The organism is uncultured Lamprocystis sp. (genome assembly GCF_903933125.1).
Taxonomy (GTDB): domain Bacteria; phylum Pseudomonadota; class Gammaproteobacteria; order Chromatiales; family Chromatiaceae; genus Thiodictyon.
On sequence record NZ_CAIZIZ010000500.1, the window covers coordinates 1 to 4588 of the forward strand.

A 4588-nucleotide genomic window follows, 5' to 3' on the forward strand; every position below is an offset into this window, starting at 1 on the left:
CAGCAGTTCCAAACTTGGGTGGCCGCCGCCAAAAAGCGTGTCGGCAACGTGGCCGATGGTGGATGCGCTGCGCTTATCCACCCTACGAAACCGGCTCCGTTGTAGGGTGGATAAGGCGCGCCGCTCGGTGGCAGGGACTCGGCACGGCGGTCGCGCGCGCCGCATCCACCAGAGGTCGCGCGGTGCCGCCCAAATTTGGAATTGCTGCGACGTTCACCGGTTCCTGGATGCACCTTGGGCGTCGGCGGCTGGTCGCTGAGGGCGTGCAGAAGCGTCATGGCGTTGATCCCGCTGCAGGCCAGACCGGACGACCGGTCAAGGCGTTGAGTTCGGCCCAGGCGAGCGCCCGGCAGTAACCAACCCGGGCCTCCTGCATCCTGGTCATGGTCTGCTGGCTCATGGCGTAGCCCAGGTCGGCCGACACCTCCTGTTCGTACAGGGTTCGGCTCTCGTCGAGTTTGAGGTCGCGGTAGGCGGATTCACTGCGGAGCTTGCGTGCGGCGGCGGCTAAGGCCAGCAGCCGCAACCGGACTTCCACGACTTGCTGGCGCAGTTCCAGGCGCGCCAGTTGTTGGTCGGCGGCCGCGCTGTCCGCGCTCAGGCCCGCGCCGGCCGCCGGTTCGCCGACGGCAGCGGCGACCAGGGCCGCGAGCGGCAGCGGGGCTTCGGGTTGCGGCGGCAGCATCGGCTTCACGAGGTCCCGCGGCAGGGTCTCCGGGCGGTCGAGGGCCTGGGCCAGCAGGGCGCGGGTCCAGTGTTGGCCCAGTTCGCCGGCGGTGCGCTCATGCAGCATGTCCTCATAGACCGCATCCAGCTCGGACACGCGTAACGGTGAGGTTTGTCCGAGTTCCCCGCGTGCCCGGGCACGGTCGAGTTGAACATAGGCGACCGCCATGGCCTCGCTGGCACTGGAAAAGGACAAGTCCGCGAGCAGGACATCGAAAAAGCGCTCCATGATCTCCAGTCGTTGAGCCGGTATTGGCTCAATCAGCGGCGCCAGGGGGCGGCCGCGTGCGGGATCGATGACGCCGAAGGCCAGCGTATGGCAGTCCAGATAGAGCGGGTGGCGGCGCGGCAGGCGTGCCGCCACGGCAGCGCTCGCCTGGACCCGCGGATGGCTGTCGGCCAGGGCCAGCGCCTGCTCCATCGACAGCGGCTCAGGCAGCGGCGGGGCGCCCGCGGCGGTGCCGAGTACGAGGAATAGGGTCAGGGCCGGCACCGGGGATCGGCGGGTCATGTGAGCGCGAATGCAGCGGTGGTCAACAGGTGGTCGAAGGGTAACGGGTCTTGGCCGGTCGACTCAAGTAGCGCCTTCGTCCCTCATATCCAGGAGATGACCCGCGGTCGGTCGCAGGCCGTTGTGCCGCTTAGGGTGCGTCGTCCTTCGCCTCAAATGGGAAAGCGGCGGCCAGGGCGGCGCCCCGCATGACGGGGTCGAGACCCCACAGGACGTGGTCGAGCGGATAGGTCGAGCGGACGCCGAGATCCTCCCAATGTTCGCTGATCCAGCAATCCGCGGCACGCCGGCCGATGTCGTGCAGGTGTTCGAGAAAGGCCCACTCGGCATTCATTTTCGAGGACACGCCGAGATCGGCCAAGTCGTGTTCCGCGTGAATCCGGTGGATCGCCAGGTCGCGCAGGCGTTCGTCCTGGTGCTCCGGAGCGGCACCAAGCATCTTGAGCATGAGGATGGCGCGAATATCCTTCAGCAGGCTGGAATTGAAGTCGATTTCATTGATGCGATTGAGGATGTCGCGGGCGGTCCGGGGCACGCCCTCGCGAATCAGCGGGTTGATCTGCACGATCACCAGATCGCGCGCGGTGGTCTCCTCGATCAGCGGATAGAGCACCGGGTTGCCCATGAAGCCGCCGTCCCAGTAGGCTTCGCCGTCGATCTCCACCGCCTGGAAGACGAACGGCAGGCAGGCCGACGCCATGACCGTATCGACCGTAATGTCCGGTGACTTGAAGACATGCGGCCGGCCGGTGCGGACATTGGTTGCACTGATGAACAGTTGCACGGACTCGCAGTGGTTGACCCGATCGAAATCCACCAGACTGGCCACCAGGTCGCGCAGCGGATTGAGGTTCAGCGGGTTCATTTCATAGGGCGACACCAGGCGGCTCATCAGGTCCATCGCGATATAGCCGGGCGAGTAGTCGAGCGACCAGCGCCCGAGCATCTGGTCGACCCAGGTGCGCTGGATCGGGCTGGTTTTCCCGGCCTCGCTGACCGCGCGCCAGAACCGCTTCAGTGCGTCGCGCGCGCCTTCGCGCCCACCCTGCGCGAGACCATCGGCGACGACCACCGCGTTCATCGCTCCGGCCGAGGTGCCGCTGATCCCCTCGATCTGAATCCGCTCTTCGCTCAGCAACCGGTCGAGTACGCCCCAGGTGAAGGCGCCGTGGGCGCCGCCGCCCTGGAGGCCGAGATCGATCTTCTTGACTGCGGTGGTCATGGCGGCCCCCGAGGGCTCTGTAAAGTTTGACATGGGATCAAGGTTACTCGACCCCTACGCCATGTGGCAATCTTGCAGGTGTGACAGCGCCCGGTCCGCGGGAGAGGGTATTCTGGGATCTCGATCATCGTCGCGGCCGGTGCCCGGCAGTCGCTCATACCCAAGTGGGAGCGGCGTCCCGCCGCGATGCGGTGCCGCGGTAATCGTTAGCGCTGCGGCTTCGCTCCCGGCCCGTCGCGGCGGGCCGCCGCTCCCACGGGGTCGCCGGGCGACTTGCACGGGAAAGCCTCGACCGGTTTTCTTGTGGCTGGAACCACGATCGAGACCCTTTATGGCGACGCCCGCCAACCGATGTTAGAGTTCAGGCCCGTGGCGGCGCGACCAACGTCCCCACGACCAAAGTCTGTTTTGGAGTCTGTAGCAAGGGGGATGTTCACCATGGGCCTGATCGGTATTCTGCTGGGACTCGCGCTCCTCATCTGGCTTGCCTACCGCGGCTGGAGCGTGCTGCTGCTGACCCCGGTCGCGGCCCTGATCGCCGCCCTGTTCGCGGGCGAGCCGCTGCTGGCGCACTGGACCCAGACCTTCATGGGCGGTGCCGCCGGGTTTCTGGCGCAGTTTTTTCCCATCTTTCTGCTCGGTGCGCTGTTCGGCAAATTGATGGAGGACAGCGGCTCGGTGCAGTCGGTCGCCCGCTTCATCGGCAACAGCCTGGGGCCGCGGCACGCCATCCTCGCGGTGGTGCTGGCCGGGGCCATGGTCACCTACGGCGGTGTCAGCCTGTTCGTGGCGTTTTTCGTGCTGGCACCCATGGCGCAGACGCTGTTTCGGGATGCCAACATCCCGAGTCGGCTGATGCCGGCCGCCATCGCGCTCGGCACCTCGACCTTCACCATGTCCGCCCTGCCGGGCACCCCGGCCGTCCAGAATGCCATCCCCATGCCCTTCTTCGGCACCACACCCTTTGCCGCGCCCGGTCTCGGCCTGATCGCCGCGGCCATCATGCTGCTGTTCGGGCTCTGGTGGCTGGGTCGGGCGGAAGCCTCGGCTCGCCGCAAAGGCATCGGGTATGGCGGCAACCTGGGTATCGCACTGGCGCCCGATCAGGCCGCGAATGACCCACTGGTGCGGGAGCGCGCCACGACGGCAAACGCCTTCGATCCGGCCGAGGTGCAGCGGGGCCAGGCCAGCCCCGCGCTGCCTCCGGCCTTCATCGCCTTCCTGCCGCTGCTCGTGGTGGTGGCGGTCAATCTGGTGATGAGCCTGCTGATTCTGCCGCACCTGGACCTGAGCTACCTGGCCGAAGACCGCTGGGGTCCCACTTCGCCGGCCGCGGTAAGCGGCATCTGGTCGGTGATCGTGGCACTCATCGCCGCCATCCTGACCTTGCTCGCATTGAACTGGAAGCGCCTGCCCAAACTGCGCGAGAGCGTGGACGCCGGCCTCAACGCCTCGGTGTTGCCGGTGATCAGCGTGGCCAGCCTGGTCGGCTTCGGCACCGTGGTGGCCGCGCTCCCCGCCTTTGAACTGGTACGCGCCTGGGTGCTCGGGATCGAGGGCGGCCCGCTGGTTTCGCTGGCGGTCTCCACCAACGTGCTGGCCGCCCTCACCGGCTCGGCTTCGGGCGGGCTTACCATCGCGTTGGAAGCACTCGGCTCGACCTACATGCAGCTTGCCGCGGAACTGGGTATCGACCCCGCGCTCATGCACCGGGTGGCGGTGATCGGCGCCGGCACCCTGGACAGTCTGCCCCACAACGGCGCCGTGGTCACCTTGCTGGCGGTCTGCGGCTCGACCCACAAGGAAAGCTATTTTGATATGGTGATGGTCGCCATTGTGGGCGCCATCATCGCGCTGGCGGCAATCATTGTGCTCGGCACGCTGTTTGGCTCGTTTTGAGCGGTTTATGCCGATTCACGGGACTCAACATCCCGACGGCGTATGGGAGGTCGAGGCTTTACCGTGTCCGTGCGTCGTCAGGCCATCCTGGCCTGACGGCGTCGGGACTGGAACAGTCAGGGCTGGAAGCCCTGACTACGCAGCGGTCGAGAGGGCTTTACCGTGAAAGTGCGTCGTCAGGCCATCCTGGCCTGACGGCGTCGGGACTGGAACAGTCAGGGCTGGAAGCC

The 4588-nt window shown here is 66.6% G+C and carries 3 protein-coding genes; 1 reads left to right on the forward strand and 2 read right to left on the reverse strand.

From position 1 onward, the window contains the following. Positions 1-274: 274 nt before the first annotated feature. Positions 275-1237: a hypothetical protein gene (locus QZY03_RS27200; RefSeq protein ID WP_295586680.1), complete on the reverse strand. Its 963-nt coding sequence runs from the start codon at positions 1235-1237 to the stop codon at positions 275-277. Positions 1238-1367: 130 nt separating this feature from the next. Next, positions 1368-2492, reverse strand: coding sequence for a patatin-like phospholipase family protein (locus QZY03_RS27205; protein WP_295586683.1), 1125 nt, complete (start codon positions 2490-2492; stop codon positions 1368-1370). A gap of 405 nt (positions 2493-2897) precedes the next feature. Between QZY03_RS27205 and QZY03_RS27210 the strand changes: the two genes are divergently transcribed. Continuing rightward, positions 2898-4358: a GntP family permease gene (locus QZY03_RS27210; protein WP_295586685.1), complete on the forward strand. Its 1461-nt coding sequence runs from the start codon at positions 2898-2900 to the stop codon at positions 4356-4358. Positions 4359-4588 lie beyond the last annotated feature (230 nt).

Coding starts and splice junctions, on each gene's coding strand:
- QZY03_RS27200 (WP_295586680.1), bottom strand. CDS start 1,237: ATGACCCGCCGATCCCCGGTGCCGGCCCTGACCCTATTCCTCGTACTC.
- QZY03_RS27205 (WP_295586683.1), bottom strand. CDS start 2,492: ATGTCAAACTTTACAGAGCCCTCGGGGGCCGCCATGACCACCGCAGTC.
- QZY03_RS27210 (WP_295586685.1), top strand. CDS start 2,898: ATGGGCCTGATCGGTATTCTGCTGGGACTCGCGCTCCTCATCTGGCTT.